The 16,655-nt window shown below is 69.5% G+C and carries 13 protein-coding genes and 2 tRNA genes; 8 read left to right on the top strand and 7 right to left on the bottom strand.

Going from position 1 to position 16,655, the window contains the following annotated elements:
* Positions 1–50 precede the first annotated feature (50 nt).
* From ACFOVU_RS04855 to ACFOVU_RS04875, 5 genes are all read left to right on the top strand, one after another.
* Complete coding sequence (locus ACFOVU_RS04855) at positions 51–1,043, top strand: N-acetylglucosamine kinase (RefSeq protein WP_378530166.1); 993 nt, start codon at positions 51–53, stop codon at positions 1,041–1,043.
* A gap of 183 nt (positions 1,044–1,226) precedes the next feature.
* Positions 1,227–1,421 carry a hypothetical protein gene (locus ACFOVU_RS04860; RefSeq protein WP_378530168.1) on the top strand — a complete coding sequence of 65 codons (195 nt, stop codon included), beginning with the start codon at positions 1,227–1,229 and terminating at the stop codon, positions 1,419–1,421.
* 169 nt (positions 1,422–1,590) lie between these two features.
* Positions 1,591–1,663, top strand: a tRNA-Lys gene (locus ACFOVU_RS04865).
* A gap of 555 nt (positions 1,664–2,218) precedes the next feature.
* Positions 2,219–5,263: an AfsR/SARP family transcriptional regulator gene (locus ACFOVU_RS04870; RefSeq protein ID WP_378530170.1), complete on the top strand. Its 3,045-nt coding sequence runs from the start codon at positions 2,219–2,221 to the stop codon at positions 5,261–5,263.
* A 91-nt stretch (positions 5,264–5,354) separates the two neighbouring features.
* Positions 5,355–5,427, top strand: a tRNA-Lys gene (locus tag ACFOVU_RS04875).
* 121 nt (positions 5,428–5,548) lie between these two features.
* On the opposite strand, the gene ACFOVU_RS04880 is transcribed toward ACFOVU_RS04875, so the two are convergent.
* The 6 genes from ACFOVU_RS04880 to ACFOVU_RS04905 all read right to left on the bottom strand — a co-directional run bounded on the left by ACFOVU_RS04880 (position 5,549) and on the right by ACFOVU_RS04905 (position 11,705).
* Entirely contained in the window at positions 5,549–6,769 is a 1,221-nt protein-coding gene (locus tag ACFOVU_RS04880) for a cytochrome P450 (protein ID WP_378530172.1), read from the bottom strand.
* Complete coding sequence (locus ACFOVU_RS04885; protein WP_378530174.1) at positions 6,766–8,058, bottom strand: aminotransferase class V-fold PLP-dependent enzyme; 1,293 nt, start codon at positions 8,056–8,058, stop codon at positions 6,766–6,768. The genes ACFOVU_RS04880 and ACFOVU_RS04885 overlap by 4 nt, the downstream gene beginning before the upstream one ends.
* The gene (locus tag ACFOVU_RS04890; protein ID WP_378530176.1) at positions 8,048–8,908 is read right to left on the bottom strand and encodes a class I SAM-dependent methyltransferase; all 861 of its coding nucleotides are present in this window, start codon (positions 8,906–8,908) and stop codon (positions 8,048–8,050) included. Before ACFOVU_RS04890 ends, ACFOVU_RS04885 begins: the two co-directional genes overlap by 11 nt.
* 189 nt (positions 8,909–9,097) lie before the next feature.
* Positions 9,098–10,291 (bottom strand): glycosyltransferase family 4 protein, encoded by a 1,194-nt coding sequence (locus ACFOVU_RS04895; protein ID WP_378530178.1) that lies wholly within the window; start codon positions 10,289–10,291, stop codon positions 9,098–9,100.
* A gap of 154 nt (positions 10,292–10,445) precedes the next feature.
* On the bottom strand, positions 10,446–11,450 hold the full coding sequence (locus ACFOVU_RS04900) for an NAD-dependent epimerase/dehydratase family protein (protein ID WP_378530180.1): 1,005 nt from the start codon (positions 11,448–11,450) through the stop codon (positions 10,446–10,448).
* Between the two features lie 75 nt (positions 11,451–11,525).
* Entirely contained in the window at positions 11,526–11,705 is a 180-nt protein-coding gene (locus ACFOVU_RS04905) for a hypothetical protein (RefSeq protein ID WP_378530182.1), read from the bottom strand.
* A 575-nt stretch (positions 11,706–12,280) separates the two neighbouring features.
* On the opposite strand from ACFOVU_RS04905, the gene ACFOVU_RS04910 reads away from it, so the two are divergent.
* On the top strand, positions 12,281–13,678 hold the full coding sequence (locus ACFOVU_RS04910) for an MFS transporter (RefSeq protein ID WP_378530184.1): 1,398 nt from the start codon (positions 12,281–12,283) through the stop codon (positions 13,676–13,678).
* Positions 13,679–13,703: 25 nt separating this feature from the next.
* Complete coding sequence (locus ACFOVU_RS04915; RefSeq protein ID WP_378530186.1) at positions 13,704–14,744, top strand: methyltransferase; 1,041 nt, start codon at positions 13,704–13,706, stop codon at positions 14,742–14,744.
* A gap of 34 nt (positions 14,745–14,778) precedes the next feature.
* Here the strand turns inward: ACFOVU_RS04915 and ACFOVU_RS04920 are convergent, their stop codons facing one another.
* Positions 14,779–15,978, bottom strand: a complete 1,200-nt coding sequence (locus ACFOVU_RS04920) for an MFS transporter (protein ID WP_378530188.1) — start codon at positions 15,976–15,978, stop codon at positions 14,779–14,781.
* 67 nt (positions 15,979–16,045) lie between these two features.
* Here ACFOVU_RS04920 and ACFOVU_RS04925 point away from each other — a divergent pair, with 67 nt between their 5' ends.
* Entirely contained in the window at positions 16,046–16,630 is a 585-nt protein-coding gene (locus ACFOVU_RS04925; RefSeq protein ID WP_378530190.1) for a TetR/AcrR family transcriptional regulator, read from the top strand.
* The last annotated feature ends 25 nt before the right edge of the window (positions 16,631–16,655 follow it).

Genomic DNA, 16,655 nt, shown 5'->3' on the forward strand with positions numbered 1-16,655 from the left:
GCCCGGCTCCCTCGGGGGTTTGCGGGGGCGGAACGGCTAGGCTGCCCTCCATGACGCGTCATGTCGTGATCGGGGTGGACGCCGGCGGGACATCGACCCGCTGCGTCGTCGCCACCCTCGCCGGCGAGGTGGTCGGTTACGGGCGCGCCGGCGGCGCCAACCGGTTCTCCAGCTCCGACCCCGAGGCGTCGCTGACGGCCGCTCTGGGGCAGGCGCTCGCCGGGGCCGCCGATATCACCGTGGACCAGGCCGTGTTCGGGCTGGCGGGGGCGGCCTCGGGGCGCGACCGCGCCCTGGACCTCGCCGGGCGCGCGTGGGCCGCGCACGGGCTGCCCGGGCAGCCCCACGTCACCGACGACATCGCGGTCGCCTTCGCCTCCGGCAGCGCCGCCCCCTCGGGCAGCGTGCTCATCGCCGGGACCGGCGCGGTCGCCGCCCGCGTCCGCGACGGCGCCGTGGAGCGCCGCTGCGACGGCCACGGGTGGCTGCTGGGCGACGAGGGCTCGGCGGTGTGGATCGGCGTGGCGGGGCTGCGCGCGGTTCTGGCCACGATCGACGGCCGCGGCCCGGCGACGGCGCTGGGCGCCCGGCTGGCCGCCGCGCTCGGGGCCGGCCCGGGCGACGCCGGGGCGCTCGTCCGCGCGGCGCACGCCCGCCCCCCGGCCGACCTGGGCGCGCTGGCCCCGGAGGTCACCGGCGCGGCGGCCGAGGGCGACCCCGTCGCACGCGGCATCGTCGCCGATGCGGCCGGGCGGCTGCTGGCCGACCTGGAGGCCGTCGCCCCGGACACCGGGCAGGGCGCCGGCCCGGGGGAGCCGGTGGTCTTCGCCGGGGCGCTGCTGGCCGGCGGCCCGGTGGCCGACGCGGTCCGCTCCGGCCTGCACGAGCGGCGCGGAGCCGTCCCGGTGCAGGCGGTCGACGGTGCGCGGGGCGCCGCCGGGCTCGCGCTGCGCCGCGCGGGCGGCCCCGCCGAGGCGCACGCCGCGGTGTTGGCGGCGAAGGGCCCGTCCCTGGAGGGCCCGCCGCCCGAGCGCGTGGGGTAGGTGGGGTTCGCCCTGGTGGGGCCGGTAGCGAGGGGCGATCGAGGCGGGTGCGGAGGCGCATGCCCATGACCTCTCACGGCCCGTTGCCGCGGTTTCTGCGGTGGCCCCTGCGGATGGGGTGAATCATGGTGATCCGTAACTACCGGGGGAGCGCAAACGGGTCAGAGTCGCTAGTGTCAGCACATGCCCGACAACAATGTGAACGAAGAGCCCCAGCCCGACCCCGCGGGGTCGACCACCATGTTCCGCCGCTTCGTGGCGGACAACAACGAGCCCGAAGTCGCACCCAAGCGGCCCGTCACCCCCTATGTCCTGGCCGCCGTCGGCGCGCTGGTGGCCATCGGCCTGATCGTCGCCGTGGTCGTGATGTGGTCCTGATGCGCCTCCGTGCGCGGCCCGGACCGCCGGCCCCCCACCTCGCATGGGCGGGAGTGGGGGCCTATGCCCGGAAACGGTTCGCGGCGGCCCTGCGGTGCTGCTAAGGTTGTGCACGTCGGAAGGCAGGGCGGAGTCCGCCCGCACCGGCGAAGCGGTCACAGCACGCCGCGCGCCATTAGCTCAATTGGCAGAGCAGCTGACTCTTAATCAGCGGGTTCGGGGTTCAAGTCCCTGATGGCGCACATTCACAACCCCAGGTGAAATCCCGCCTGGGGTTTTTCTTATGCCCCGGCCGCCCGCGCCGCCGAAACATTCGGGCGCCGACACGAAACGACCCCGGCCGGGCATCCGCCGATGCCCGCCGGGGTCCTCTGCCTGGTCTCGTGTGCCGGTTCTTCGCAACCGGCGGTCGACCGCCCCATGATCGATGAAACGCCCCGGTGACCATGGGACGGCCGCCCGGTTGTACCACCCCCGGCTTCCACGGCCCGGCTTGTGCCGGGCCGCCGTCCTTGGAAGGACGAGGGTGCCATCTTCCCGCCGTCGCCTCGGCCGTCTCCGGCCGGGCACCGACGCGGGTATCTGCGCGAAAGCCCTCTACTTTGCGCCCGTTATGTATGAGCCTGGACCCGTCCGGCTGGAAAACGGTTGGAAGACGGTTGAGGGCGAACCCCGATTCCTGCAAGTCTGGTCGGCGGTGCCGTTCGGTGCCCGCGGCCGCGCGACCGAGAGGGCGTCGGCGGCCGGCCCCACACGGCCGATGACCCGCCCCGGCATCGGTCCAAGGAGAAGACGACATGGAGTTCGAGGTCCTCGGGCCGCTACAGGCGCGTGACCACGAGACCGCGGTGCGGCTCTCGCCCAAGCTCGCCGGCCTCCTGGCGGCGCTGTTGTGCCGCCCCAATGTCACGGTCGCCGAGGAGCGCCTGATCGACGCCGTATGGGGCGAGGAACCGCCCCGGTCGGCGGTGAAGAGCCTCCAGATCTACGTCCACCACCTGCGCCAGGAGCTCGGCGACCCCGGCAGGGTCGAGCGCGGCGCCATGAGCTACCGGCTGATCGTCCGCCCCGGCGAGCTCGACGCCGGCCGGTTCGAGCAGGCGGTCGGCGACGGGCGCAACGCCCTCGCCGAAGGCGACCCCGAACGGGGGGTGGACCTCCTGCGCGACGCGCTTGCGCTATGGCGCGGGCCGGCCTTCTCCGGGCACGAGACCATGCCGCTCGTGCGCGAGGAGGCCGCCCGCCTCGACCAGCTCCGCCAGACGGTCATGGAGGAGCGCTTCGAAGCCGAGCTCGCCCTCGGCCGGCACAGCGGCATCATCGCCGAGCTGGCCGCGCTGGTCGCCGAGTACCCGTTCCGCGAGCGGCTGCGCGCCCAGCTGATGATCGCCTTCTACCGGCTGGGCCGGCCCACTGAGGCCCTGGAGACCTACCGGCAGGGCCGCGAGGTGCTGATCGGCGAACTCGGCCTGGAGCCCGGGCGGGAGCTGGTCCGGCTCGAACAGGCGATCCTCACCAACGACCCCTCGCTTGACGCGCCCGCCACCGTCCCGCGGCGCCGCACCGAGCCGGGCGCCGGTGCCGCCGCCGAGCCCCCCGGGTTTCCGGTCCCCGCCCAGCTCCCGCCCGACATCGCCGATTTCACCGGGCGCGGGGACCTCATGGCCGTCCTCGCCGAGCGGCTGGCCGGCGCCGGGGCGCCCGGCAGGCCGGTGGCGGTCACGGCCATCGCCGGCATGGGCGGGGTCGGCAAGACCGCCCTCGCTCTGCACGCGGCGCACGCCCACGCCGGCGCGTTCCCCGACGGCCGGCTCTACGTCAATCTCCGGGGGGCCGAGGCCGACCCGGTCGACCCGGCACAGGCCCTGTACGGGTTCCTGCTGGCCCTGGGTGTCGAGGGATCGGCCGTGCCCGACTCCGTGGACCAGCGCTCGGCGCTCTTCCGCAGCCGGCTGGCCGACCGCCGGGTGCTGGTCGTGCTCGACAACGCCGCCTCCGAGGCGCAGGTCCGCCCCCTCATCCCGGCGGGGGCCGGCTGCGCGGTGCTCATCACGGCGCGGACCCCGCTCACCGGGCTGGAGGGCGCCCGCCTGATCGACCTGGACGTCTTCGACCCGCCCCAGGCGGTGGAGCTGCTGGGGCGGGTCGCGGGAGCGGACCGCGTCGCCGCCGAGCCCGAGACCGCGGAGGAGATCGTCCGGCTGTGCGGCCACGCCCCGCTGGCGGTCCGGATCGCCGGCGCGCGGCTGGCCGGGCGCCCGCAGTGGACCCTGGAGCGGCTCTCGCGGCTGCTGGGCGACGAACGGCGCCGGCTCGACGTCCTCGCCGCCGGCGACCTCGCGGTGCGCGCCAGCTTCGCCCTGAGCTACGCCGGGCTGGCCCCCGCCACCCGGCGGGCCTTCCGCCTCATGGGCGCCCTGGAGGTCACCGACGTCGCGTCGTGGGCCGCGGCCGCCCTCCTCGACGTGTCCCTGGACGAGGCCGAGCACCACATCGAGGCGCTCGTCGACGCCCGGCTGCTGGACATCGCCGGGACCGACACCACCGGCGAGCTGCGCTACCGCATGCACGACCTGGTGCGCCTGTTCGCGCGCGAGCGCGGCGAGGACGAGGACACCCCCGAGGAGCGCCGGGCCGCCCTGGGGCGGGTACTGGGCGCCTGGCTGTGGCTCGCCGAGCAGGCCACCGAGTACATCCCCGGGCCCTGCTACGCCACCATGCACGGGCCGGCCCCCCGCTGGCCGCTGCCGACGGCCCACGCGGCGGCGCTGCTCATCGACCCGATGGCCTGGTTCGACGCCGAGGCCGGGCACATGGCCACCGCGGTCGGCCACGCGTGCGCGCTCGGCCTGGACGACCTCGCCTGGGACCTCGCCGGCTGCCTGGAGAAGTACTTCGACGTCCGCGGCCGCTTCGACGACTGGCGGTTCACCCACGAGACCGCGATCGCCGCCTGCCGGGCCGCCGGCAACGTGCTCGGCGAGGCGGTGCTGCGCCGCGGCATGGCCGACCTCATCACCTGGACCACGCCGCAGGCCCCCGGCAACGCCATGGCGGGCATGTTCGACCAGGGCGAACTGGTCCTGGACCTCTTCCAGTCGGTGGGCGAGCGGCGGGGGATGGCCGACGCCCTGGTCATGCGCACCTGGGGGCTGATCTCCCGGGGCGCGCTGCGCGCGGCGGTGGAGTCGGCCGAGGCGGCGCTCGACCTGGCCGAGTCCGAGGACTACCTGGGCGGGCGGGCCCGGGCCTACCAGGTGATGGCGGTCGCGGCCTACAGCGACGGCAAGGCGGCCGTCGCCGTCACCCACCTGACCCGGTGCCTGGAGCTGGCCCGGCTGCTCGGCAACTCCCGTTACGAGGCCACCGCCATGCAGTTCCTCGGCGCCGCGCAGTGCGAGGCGGGCCGGGTGGACCGGGGCCGCGAGAACCTGCTGGGCTCCCTGGCCATGACCCGGGCGATCAAGGACCGCTACGGCGAGGTGTTCTCCCTGCTCTACCTCGCCCGCCTGCACATCCGCCTGGGCGAGCCGGAGGCGCTGGCGACCGCGCGCGAGGCCGCCGGGCTCAGCCGCAGGCACGGCATGAACCACCACCTCGCCGATGCCCTGGGGCTGGTCGGCGAGGTCCTGCTCGACCAGGGGCGGGTGACCGAGGCCGTGGCCGAGCTGGAGGAGTCGGTCCGCGTCTGGCGCACGCGCGGCTGGCCGTCCTTCATGGTCCCGGTCCTGCGCACACTGGCCCGCGCCCACCAGGCCGCAGGCGACCACGAGGCCGCCCGCGCCGCCCTGGCCGAGGCCGACGCCCTCACCACCCACCCCGCCGAGGCAGGGGCCGATTGAAGGGACCGGGGCGGCGCCCGTCCGCCCGTGAGCGGAGGACCTCCCCGGATCCGGTAGAGTCATGTCCGTCGCCGAGGCACATACGCGACACGCGCCATTAGCTCAATTGGCAGAGCAGCTGACTCTTAATCAGCGGGTTCGGGGTTCAAGTCCCTGATGGCGCACCTGAAAGTCCCCCGGGTCTACAGGGCTTCGCGCTCGCCGTCGTCCGGGGTTGCGTGTCGGATCGTCTTCAGATGCGCTCCGTAGCCGCAGAACCTGGCTCAAGGAACCCGGATTCCGCTTCTACCGGTGTGCCCAGCGCACTCGCAGGGGGAGTTCTTTGGCGCCGATGGTGTGCCGGGGATCTTCGAGTTTCACTCCGTCCAGGACGGTGAAGTCGCTCCAGCGGCGCAGCAGTGCCTCCATGGCGACCCTGAGTTCCAGGCGCGCGAGTGGGGCTCCGAGGCAGTAGTGGATTCCTCGTCCCAAGGCGAGGTGCCGGTTGGGGGAGCGGTGGATATCGAATCCGTCGGCCCTGGGAAAAGCGGTTTCGTCGAGGTTCGCCGATGCGAGCCACGCCAGGACGATCTGGTCGGCAGGGATCTTCACCCCGCACAGAGTGGTCGGCCTCGTCGTCCTTCTGGGGGCGGCAGGGAGCTGCCCCCTGTAGCGCAGCACCTCTTCGATCGAAGCCGGCACGGCATCTGGATCCGCTCGCAGCTCCGCCGCCTGATCCCGGTGCTCCGCCAAGAGGAGGACGGCACTGCTGAGCAGCATGGTCGTGGTGATATGGCCCGCGACCAGAAGGAAGCCGCACACTCCGAGGATCTCCTCGTCCGTCAACCGCTCCCCGTCGCTGATCAGGGTGGCCAGCCTGCTGACCAGGTCGGTGCCGGGACGCTCCCGACGCCGCCGGATGATATCCAGAAAGTAGGCGTTCATCTCACCAATGGTCGGATCGATGGAGCGCAGCATTTCCGGAGTCGCGACGATGACCGGCTGGTCGGTTCGGCCTTGGAAGAACAAGGCGTCAGACCATTTCCTGAAGCGTGAGCGGTCGACGGAGGGTATCTCAAGGATATCGACTATGACGGCCAGCGGCAGGGGGTAGGCGAACCGGTCGATGAGTTCAATCTGCTCTGCTCCCTGAACCGCGTCGAGCAGGTTGTGCGCGATCTCCGAGATACGCGGCTCCAGTTCGGCGATCATCCTCGCCGTGAACGCTTTGCTCACCAGGCTGCGAAGCCTCTTGTGCTGGGGCGGGTCGAATCCGAGAAAAGCGCCCTTAGCGACCTTGGCGAATTCTTTCGGCTGGGGGGTCAACTCCCGCATGTCGGAAGAGAATACACCGTGGTCGTTGAGAACCGCCGAAACGGCGTCATAGCGGAAAACGTGCCAATATCCCAGGGTCCTGTCATAGTGGATGGGAGCGGTGCCGCGCATGTGCGCCCACCACGCGACCAGATCCTCGTATCGTGCGGGCTGGTCGGCCAGGCTGAGACCGGATCGTCGACTGTCGATCATCGATATCCTCTGTTCATGGAGCGGTCCTGTCTGCCGCATGTCCGGCCTCCGGCCGTCGCCTGAAGGCATTCGACGGCGGCGTCGATATCGTCGGCCGAGTTCAGCACGCCTGGCGCGAATCTGACCGCGCTGCTGCGGTAGGGCGTCTGGCCCGCCATGATCCCTGCGTTCTCCAGGGCGGCGACGACATCGGCCGGGTCGAGGCCGGCGACGTCGAAGCAGATCATTCCCGAACGCAGCTCCGGATCCGCGGGGGTGCGGACCGAGACTCCGTTGACCTCCGCCAATTTCTCCCGGCAGTAGGAATTCAGATCGGAGATGCGGGCGGCGATCTCTTTTCGGCCAATGGCCAAGTGGAAATCGAACGCCTCGGCCAGCGCCCACCGGTGCTCATAGGCGGGGAATCCGCCAGGCGAGCACAGACGTGCGCGAGGGGCCTCGTTCTCGGGGACGCGCCCCAAATACCAGGGCCAGAACACCTCGACATCGAAAGAGGTGGTGGTCGGATCGATAGCGTTCCAACCCTCCTGTCCTCCCCATACGATCCCGGTTCCTCGGGGACCGAAAAGCCATTTATGGCAGCCTGCGACAAGGAAATCGCAGCCGAGCTCCTCGACCTCGAAGTCTTCGACTCCTAAGGCGTGAACAGCGTCGATACAGAGAATGATCCGCCGTTCCGGTGGGCGGATGGAATTGGCGGCCGAGACCACGTCGCCGATCCTCTTGATGGGGATCTTGACGCCGGTTCCGGAATGGACCCAGGTAAGGGCGAGAACGCGGGTGCTCTCCCGAAGTTCGCGTGTGATGGAGGTGATGATCTCGTCGCCGGTGGCGCCGGGGGCGTGCTCGTAAAGTCGTATGCGGCGGTGGTCGGCTCCACTGGCCGCCGCCTTGAAGCGCAGCAGTTCAGAGGCCGCGTAGTGCTCGTGTTCCGTGCTGAGGATCTCGTCGCCCGGCTTCAGCCTCATCCCGGTGTAGACCACGGCCAGACCTGCCGTGGTGCTCTCCGTGAGCGCAATGGAATCAGGGGCGGTGCGCAGATATTCCGCCGCCTTTCCCAGGACCCGTCGTACGTTGGCGTCTCTCTGGTGGAAGTGGAGTGCGGGGTTGGAGTCCAGTGCTCGGCGGTGGTGCTCGATCGCGTCGCGTACGGGCCGCGGGTGAGGGGCGAGCATGGACAAGGCCAGGTGGACATACGAAGGGTCCAGATCGAACTGCTCACGGGTCCATTCCCAGAGCCGGGAGGACCCCGGGCGGCGTGTCCCCGGCGGAGGCTTGTCAGGGGGCACGGCCGTCTCCATCGTGTCGGTCGAGGCGAAGCGGCCGGGTGCCCGGACGGCGCGCGATGATGTACATCACCGGTACCCGAAGCACGACGCGGTCGGGATGCTCGCTCCGAGAACGCGCCTCGGTCGCGATCTCCTGCTGGACGCGCCTGTGTTCGGCGGCGGGGACCTGCTCCCATAGCAGGCGCATTCCATGGGTGCGCGTCCACCGCAACAGCTGGTCCGTCGAGCCGGAGCTGATGAACGCGGGCTCCTCCACGACGTTGACGGAGGTGAATCCTGCGGCCAGCAAATCGGAACGAGCCTGCTCCGCTCCGCCGAACGCCTCGGAGTAGGGGTAGGCCCCTGATCCCGAGCCGTAGGCGGACACCATTCGCGCGATGGAACGCAGCCCGAAGACCTCGGGCCGTGGGTGGTCGACGCTCACCGGTGCCGACAGTCCCAGGCGGCCTCCCGGGCGAAGGAGCCGGAAATAGGAGCGGAAAGCGGCGGCGACGTCGGGGAAAAGATGCACGCTCATGCTTCCGGTGAGCACATCGAAGCTCTCCGGGGGAAAGCGGGGGGCCTGCGCGTCCATGACCGCGGCGTCGATCCGGCCGAGGCCCGAGTCGCGGGCGTCCTGGCGGAGCGAGGCGACCATGCTCTCGGACAGGTCGATTCCGGTGACGCTTCCGCGAAGCCCGGCGGCGCGGGCCGCAGGGAAGAGCGCTGCCCCTCGCCCGGATCCCACGTCGAGGACGGCATCGCCGGGCCCTACATCCGTGAGGCTGACGAGGCGTTCGCCCACGGGGGCGAAGAACTCGGTACCCGAACGGTCATAGTCCGGCGCCACCTCTTCGAAGAGGACACGCATGTCCCTTCCCTCTCGCTGGTCGGCCATGGGTTCCTCACCTGATCCTTGAGTGGTGCCGTCAGCCCCGGCACACGGGAGCCCCGGCGGGACGATGAGACGGGTCTCGTGGCGGTGGCCTTCCTCTGGGGGTTCGTTCCCGACCGCCCACGGGGCCGGGGTCGACCCCCAGGAGCCAGGTGCGTCCGGGAGTCAGGCGTGCGACTTCTCCGCGTCCATTACGGCGAACAACTCGTGGTGCAGGTCTCTCAGCAGGCTCTCCTCGCCCGGATCGTCCCCGTTCAGCAGGCCGATGCGGTCGGCCTTCTCAAGCAGATCCCGTGTCTCTTCCATGCCGTAGTGGGCGAGGATCCTGCGGACGGGGCCGGGATAGCGCCCGAGGGCGATTCCGCCAGGAGCAGCCGGCGGCTCGGTCCTGCCGTAGGCCGCCATGTCTGCGAGCAGTTCGGGGAGCACCTTCATGGTCCGGCTGTAGGTGGCCCACTCCGGCACCTGGTATTCCATGTCGCCTGCACGCCCGAGCACCTGGCGGCACACGTCGGCGAAGTGGTCCTCGCGCATCCGGGCGAACTCGTAGGGGTTGTCCTGAGGGGTGGGCAGGTAGTCCACGTCGACGAGTCCCCCGTTGCGGTCATCGACGTAGTAGGGGAAGCCGTCCCAGCGGGGAACGACCACGGGGACCCCGCAGGCGAGTGCTTCCAAGGGGGACTTGCCGTACGTCTCGAAGATGCTGGTCGCCCCCGAGACGAAGAGGTCCGCCGCGTTGTACAGGTCGACCGTCTGCTGCTTCTCCAACCGATGGAACAGCACCACACCCTGCATTCGAGGTGCCAGGCGGTTGTAGTAGGGCGGATCGATATGGGTGGCCGAGATCACCAGGAGGTGCCGCGGATCCGCTGCGCGCAGCCGCTGGAAGCCGGCCAGGAGGTGCCCCAGCCCTTTGTCGTTCATGAAGCGACCGGTGTACACCAGGATGGTGCGGTCCTGCGGAAGGCCCAATGCCTCTCGGCACCGGCGTTTGTCCTTCTTGTGGTAGATGGAGTCCTTGATGCCGAAGGTGCAGATGCTGTTCGCGCGGATTCCCACCATGTGCTCGTAGGCTCTCTTCGCGTTCTGCGATCCGCATATGACGAGGTCGCCCGGGTGACTGCGTTCGGCGATGAGCAGGAAGTAGAAGAGGATCCCGATCGGGTAGGGATTGGTGTGCGGAATCATGAGGGCGGGGCACGAGTACCCGTCTTCGCGCATGAAGTACAGCAGCGGAAGCGATTCGATGTACTCCGCGACCACCACATCGATCGTGGAGAGGTCGCAGGTGGACTTCAGCGTCCGGTAGATCTCCTCGAAGCGCTCGTAGGTGTGTTCCTCGGCGGGCAGTTGCCGCATCCTGAAGAGATACGTCTCAGCCTGTCCGCAGAAGTTCTTGATGTCCTCGGCCGAGTCGCTCAGGGCGAGGATTCTGTGCATTGCGCCTCCTGCCGTTGGGTTGCAGGTGGAGGGCGCCGCCTTTGCCGCCGCAAGGACCGGGGCGCCCTCTGAATCAGTCGCCGGGCAGCGTCTCGAAGTACATCTGGGCGTTGGGGAGCTCGCTCCAGCGCTGCGTGTCCTGAGCGCGTCGGGCCGCCCCGACCACGCGCCGCACGCCCTCGCGCACGTCGATCTCATGGCGGAACCCGAGGACATCGACGGCGCGGGCGGTGTCGGCCCACAGCCGCTCGGCGTATATTGCGATCGGTACGCCGACGTATTCGGGCTCGACCTGCCGGCCGAGCTCATCGCCGATCATGGACAGGACTTCGTTGAACGTGGTTTCCACGCCCGTTCCGACGTTGAATTCCTGAGTCGGGAGATCGCGCTCCAAAGCCGTTTGGAAGGCGCGGCCGGCGTCCTCCACGTAAATGAAGTCCCTGGTCTGGTTCCCGTCCCCCCAGACTACCGGTTTCAGGCCCTCCAGCATGGCCCAGGCGAACAGGGAGATGATATTCGCGTAACCGCCCTTGCTGAACTCATCGTGCCCATAGACGCTGAACGGACGAAGGCCGATGGCGGTCATCCCGTAGCGCTGCGAGTACTGCCGTGCGGCCTCTTCGTTCCACTTCTTGGATAGGGCCTTGAGGTCAGGTGGGATCAGCTCCATTTCCTCGACGTAGGGGACGGGGTTCCCCTCGTAGACGGCGCTGGTGCTGGCGTACACGAGTTTTCCGATGTCGTTCCTGCGCATGGACTCCAGCACGTTGAGGAGGCCGTGAGTGGTCACCGAAGCGCCTTCGACCGGGTCCTCCTCGTACATCAGGAAAGAGGACGGGGCCGCCAAGTGGATGACGGCATCTTTTCCTTTTACGAGTGGAAGCAGCGCGTCGAGGTCGCGGGTGTCGCCCTCGACCCATTCGACGTGGTCGCGAATGTCGCCGGGGATGTGCCTGCTCCCGCCGATCTTGAAATTGTCCAGGGAAGAGACCGTGTAGCCGTCACGGAGCATGCCACGGATCATGTTGCGGCCGATGAAGCCGGCACCCCCGGTGACCAGGATCTTCTTGGGCGTCATGCCTCTCCTTGTGCTGGTGTGAGGTTCGGGGGCGCAGCCGCCGCTACAGGGCGGCTGCGCCGCTCAGGTGGCGGTTCAGGAGATCCGGACAAGCTGGTAGTCGGCCGCGACCGCCTTGCCGTCCTCGGCCGGGGCCCACTGGACTCGCTCGGGTGCCCAGGCGGTGCGGGCGGGGGCCCACTGGGCGCGCTCGGGTGCCCAGGCGGTGCGGGCCGGAGCCCACTGGGCGCGCTCGGATATCCACATGCTCTGCATCGATTTCTCCGTTTCCGGGGAGAGATATGTCCCTAATTACGAAGAGCGGGATAGGTCGAGTCCGGCACCGGTGCGGTGCGGTTGCATGACCTGATAACCGTGCTCATGAGGGATGGGGGCCGAGGCTGGAGAATCGGTTTCTCCAATATTACTAAAACCTCTTGTGGCCTTCATTCATCGACCCGTTGGACAGCATGCAACACGTAGAGTGATCAAGTCAATACGCGGTTGGAATTCTTTTGAATCCGCTGGTGTCGTGGTGATTCCGGGTTTCTCCATGGTCCGCGGAGATGTGACCGGAGTTGGTGAACGAGGGTGTTCATGTGCGATTTCGGTCCCCAGGGTAAGTGGTGCGTCCTGGGTTGAATGATACTCGTGTGAATCGTGTTATGAAGATGAGTGATGGGAATCCCCGGCATCCCCGGCTCGTCTTTTATCTGCGATTATCCATCCTGCGCTGATTTCGGGATTGCGTCGGGCGGATGGTGGTGTTTCACTGGGTGGGATGTGCTCGCGAAAGCCGGGACTCGCCGGGGGCGTCGTTCGCACATGTAGCCGAACGAATGGGAGTTCGTGTGGAGCGTGGCCTGTCGCAACCGGGTCGAATGGAGAAAGTCGGCAGAGTTGCGTTCGTCAGTATGGTGGGAACCACGATTCAGTATTTCGAGTTCGTCAGCTACAGCCTTGCCGCTGTTCTCGTATTCCCGGACGTGTTCTTCCCCTATGCATCGGCGGCATCCGCCACACTCACAGCCTTCGCCTCGATCGGCGTCGCCTTCGTTGCGCGCCCGCTCGGAGCGCTGCTCTTCGGCCACTTCGGCGACAGGTACGGGCGCAAGTCCGTGCTGGTGGTATCGCTGGTGACGATGGGGGTCGCCACCTTTCTCATCGGTCTTCTCCCCGGGTTCGCCACTGTCGGCTGGGCCGCACCGGTGCTTCTCGTCCTGCTACGGATTCTGCAAGGGGCCGCGCTCGGTGGCGAAGGAATGGGGGCCACCGTCCTGGCGATCGAGCACGCCCCTCCGCGGCGCCGCGGACTCTACTCGGCGTTTCCGGGCGCGGGGGCGGCCCTGGGAGCGCTGGCCGCCAACGGATGCTTCCTCGCCCTCTCCGCGGGGATGGCCGACGACCGGTTCCATGACTGGGGCTGGCGTGCCCCGTTCGTGTTCAGCGCGGTACTCGTTGCCGTCGGCCTGTACGTGAGGCTGTCGGTGTCGGAGACTCCCGTGTTCACCTCGGCGATCGCCAGGCAACGAGCGCTTCGGGTGCCGATCGTGGAAGTGGTCCTGAATCGCCCAAGGGCGCTGCTCCTGTCGGTCGGAGCGCTCGTCGTCGGCAACGTCCTGTACTTCGTGACCCAGACGTTCGCGCTCTCGTACGGCACCGAGAGCCTTGGCATCTCGGACACGACCATGCTGTACGCCGCGCTCACCTCGATCGGCGTCCAGGCGGTCGCCGGGTTCGCCTCGGCCGTGTTCTCCGACCGGCTCGGGCGGCGGAAACTGTGCGTGCTGGGAGCCGTGCTGTGCGCGCTGTGGGCCGTGCCGTTGATCTGGCTGCTCCAGACCCGGCAGCCGACGCTGATCGTGCTCGGCTTCTCGGTGGCGATGCTCGTCTATGCGGTCTACTCGGGGCCGCTGAGCGCCTACCTGGCCGGTGTCTTCGACACGCGCTTCCGCTTCACCGCCGTTGCCTTCGCTTTCAATACCGGTGTCATGCTCGGCGGCGCTCTGGCGCCGACGCTCGCCGATCGTCTCATCGCCGTGACCGGCAGCATCTGGGCGGTGGCCGGAATGGTGGTGGCCACGGCGGTGCTGAGCATCGCGTCGCTGGCGGGGCTGCCGGAGACCTTCCCGGACCACCTCGGCCGGCGGAGCGGCGGCCCTTCCGAGCCGCCTGAAGAGGCGGCGGAGGAGGGGATGGGAAACCGAGATGACCGAGGGCGGACCGGAAACCCGCAGCACCGTCCATAAAACGGATACACGAGGAAGAGACGAAATGGAACCCGCCGAAGAAGAGCGGACCATGTCCGCGGTGGAGCAGGTCTCACGGATGGCGACGCTGTTCACTCCTTGGGCGTTGCGCGCCGCGGTCACGCTGCGTCTTCCCGACCTGGTGGCCAAGGGGGTCGTTCTGCCGGAGGAGCTGGCGAGGCGTTCGGGCGCCAACGGCGACGGTGTCGTGCGACTGCTGCGGCACCTGGCCAACCTGGGTGTGCTGACGGCGGAGGAATCGGGCGGCTATGGGCTGACCGACCTCGGACGGGTGCTGTGCTCCGACCACCCGTCGGGGATCGCGAGGGCCTTGGACCAGAGCGACGCGTGGGCCCGCGCGGGCGATCGGGTGCTGTTGGGGCTGCCGTACTCCGTCCGCACGGGCAGGCCGGCATGGGAGGAGATCTTCGGCCACGGCCTCTGGGACGCTCTGGCGGCCGACGAAGAACTCGGGGCGGCGTTCGACCGGGCCATGGCGGTGCATGCCGCCAACGTCGGTCCGTGGCTCGCCGATGCCTGGGAGTGGTCCTCCGTCGGCCACGTGGTGGATGTCGGTGGTGGAACCGGAGGGGTCGTGGCCACGCTGCTGCAACGCCACGGCCACCTGCGCGGCACGGTCGTCGACCTGCCTGCCACCGCCGAACGCGCCTCGGCCCTGCTGGTGCCGGCCGGGGTCTCGGACAGGGCGGAAACCGTCGGCCAGAGCTTCTTCGATCCGCTGCCCGCGGGAGCCGACGTGTACCTGCTCGCGCATGTCCTCCATGACTGGCCGGCCGAGGACGCCTCGCGCATCCTGCGCGGCTGCGCCGAAGCGCTCAGCCGGCGAGGGCGGGTACTGGTCGTGGACCGGCTGGTTTCCGCGGGAGGGCGGGCGCCCTTGTCCGTCACCCAACGGGACATGGCCATGCTCGTGGTGCTGGGGGGACGGGAACGCACCGCTGAGGAGTTCCGGCGGCTTGGAGGGCAGGCCGGTCTCCGGCTCGTGGCGGCACACCCGTCCCCCGAAGAGGGGCTCTACCTGATCGAGTATGCGCCTGTGCGGTGATCGGCCTCGCCTCCCCCATGCGGTGGCCCGGCCTTCACCGCACTATCCGTTCCTTGCCCGCACGGGACCGGACGGCGAGCGGGCTGAGCGCGAGCCCCAGCGCTGCCGCCGTCGCTGCGGCGGCCGGGATCAGGCCGGGGCCGACGGCGATCACGGCGCCGCCCACCGCGCCGCCCAGCGCCGCCCCGATGTAGCCGGCGCTGCTGTGGACCGCCATCGCCGGCGACGCGGCCCGCATGCCCGCGCGGGCGAGCATGAGTGCCTGGAGGCTGGGCGGCACCGCCCATGCGGCGGCCGACCAGACCACGAGCAGGACCGCGGCGAGGGCGACGGGGATGGGCCGGAGGACCCAGAGGAGGGCGAATGCGGTCATCGTGCCGCAGAACACCGTCCCTGCGAGGAGGAAGGTGCGCATCGGCCCGAAGCGGTCCACCAGCCGGCCGGACGCCTGTGTTCCGAGAATGCCCCCTGCTCCCGAGCACACCAGCAGTGCGGCCAGCATGGTCGGCGTCACGCCGGCGAGTCCGGAGAGGAGCACGGAGATGTAGGTCTGGAAGGCGAGGTTCCCGGCCACCGTGAGGACGGTGACGGCGAGGACGGTGGCCGTGGTCGTGTCGAGGAGCGGGCGGAGCAGGTCGGCGAGCGTCGCACGTTCGTCCTGTGCGCCGTACCCGGCCGAGGGCAGTGTGCGGGCCGCGAGAAGGAGGGCGGTGACGCCGAGCAGCCCGCCGAACGCGAAGGTCGCCTTCCAGCCGAGGACCGCTCCGATCCACGTGCCGGCGGGGACACCGATGAGGACCGCCCCGGTCATACCGGTCATGACCATGGCCAGGTAGCGGCCCTTGCGCTCGGGCGGTGCCTGGGTGCTGGCCGCCGCCAGAGCGGTGGGCAGCACCACGGCCGCGGACAGCGCGGCGACGACCCGCAAGACCATGAGCAGGGGGTAGGTGGTCACGAGCAGTACGGCGAAGTTGGCGGCCGCGAAGACGGTGAGCGCGCAGAAGAGGGTCTCCCTGCGCGGGAGGCGGGCGAGCAGGAGCGCCCAGAGTGGTGCGGTGAGAGCGTAGATCAGGGAGTAGACGGTGACCAGCTGACCGGCCGCTGACTCCGAGGCGCCTGTGCCGGAGGCGATCGCGGGAAGCACGCCGATGATGATGAAGTCGTCGGTCTGCACGGCGAACGCCGCCAGCGTCAGGGCGGCCAGCCACAGGGGCGGGCGCTGGGAAGAGCTCATGGAATAAGGGTAACAATCGTTTCCCTTATGGGTCTGGGAAAGTGTGAACCCAGGAGGTGGTGCGCCCGTGCCCAGAACGGTCGATCCCCGGCGCCGGCGCGAGGTGATCGACGCGGTGATCGAGCAGCTCACCCGTACCGGTATCGCCGATGTCTCGCTGCGTACCCTCGCCCAGGGGCTGGGGCAGAGCACTCGCGTCCTGACGCACCACTTCGCGGACAAGAGGTCATTGCTCACGGCGGTGTTGGAGCGATTGGACGAGCGACAGCACGAGGCGCTGCGCTCCACCCCGGGATGGGACGACCCGTCGATCGGTGTGGGCTCCATCGTCAAGGGCTCCTGGGAGAGGAACCTGGGACCTGAGGAGCTGGCCATGACCCGGCTCATCCGCGAGATCGAAGGGCTCGCAGCGGGCGGCAGGCTCTCCCTCCCGGTACCGGGCTTCGTCCGGGGACGGGCCGAGTTCGTCGCCTCCTGCCTGGTCCGGCGCGGTCTGGGCCGCGCCGATGCCCTGGCCAAGGCGACCCTGCTCAACGGGGCGTTCAGCAGCCTGGAGGCCGACTACCTCACCACTGGAGACAGGGAGAGGACGGAGGCCGCACTGGACGATCTGTGCGCCTGGATCGACTCCTGCGTCGAAGCCGTCTGCTGATCCGGCCCTATGGTCGTCCGTCGGT

Source organism: Nocardiopsis sediminis (genome assembly GCF_042650565.1).
In the GTDB taxonomy this organism is placed as follows: domain Bacteria; phylum Actinomycetota; class Actinomycetes; order Streptosporangiales; family Streptosporangiaceae; genus Nocardiopsis_B; species Nocardiopsis_B sediminis.